The organism is Peptoniphilus faecalis (assembly GCF_012976305.1).
In the GTDB taxonomy this organism is placed as follows: Bacteria; Bacillota; Clostridia; order Tissierellales; family Peptoniphilaceae; genus Peptoniphilus_A; species Peptoniphilus_A faecalis.
Window position 1 is genome coordinate 1 of the sequence record NZ_JABDSR010000033.1, and the last position, 739, is coordinate 739.

Consider the following 739-nt stretch of genomic DNA (forward strand, 5'->3'; position numbering starts at 1 on the left):
TGTAAAGAAAATAAGCTTTCAGTAATTGATAAATATTATGAAGCTTACAAAAGAAAATATAAAACTACTGGTAAGTCTTGGTACGAATATGACCAAAACAAGAAAGGAAATTCTTGGAAATCTAAACTGCAATTTGATATAGATAGAATGATTAATAGGTCTAACTCGTGGGAAGAGTTTTTAGAAAATATGAAATTTATTGATTATGAAATTAAATTTGGTAAACACATTGCTTTTCGTCATAAAGATAAGCAAAGATTTACAAGATCGAAGACAATCGGAGAAGATTATACCGAAGAAAAAATCAAAGAAAGAATAGATTTAGCTATTAAAAACAAAGCTAATCCTATTAAAAAACGTGTAGGAAATGTTATTGATATATCTACTAATGAAAAAGCTCAATCATCTAAAGGATATGAAGTTTGGGCAAGAAAACACAATATCAAAACAATGGCTGATTCAATAATCAAACTGAGAGAGCAAGGAATTAATTCAATCACTCAACTCGATAATCTGATTAAAAAATCTGCTGATGACAGACAAGACTTGTTAGATAAAATAAAGAAAATTGAAGCTGAAATGAAGAGTTTATCCCAAGATATGGAAAATATAAATACTATAAATAAGTATCGTGAAATCTATAAATACCACAAGAAAAATCCTGAAGATAAGCAATTTGCAGAAGAATATTATAGTGAACTTTCCGTCTATAAAATAGCCGCTAAAGAGATCTTAGAAA

Annotated in this window: 1 pseudogene; it reads left to right on the plus strand. The window is 28.0% G+C overall.

Going from position 1 to position 739, the window contains the following annotated elements:
• A pseudogene (locus HKO22_RS10615) lies at nt 1-739 on the plus strand (relaxase/mobilization nuclease domain-containing protein); the annotation flags it as partial.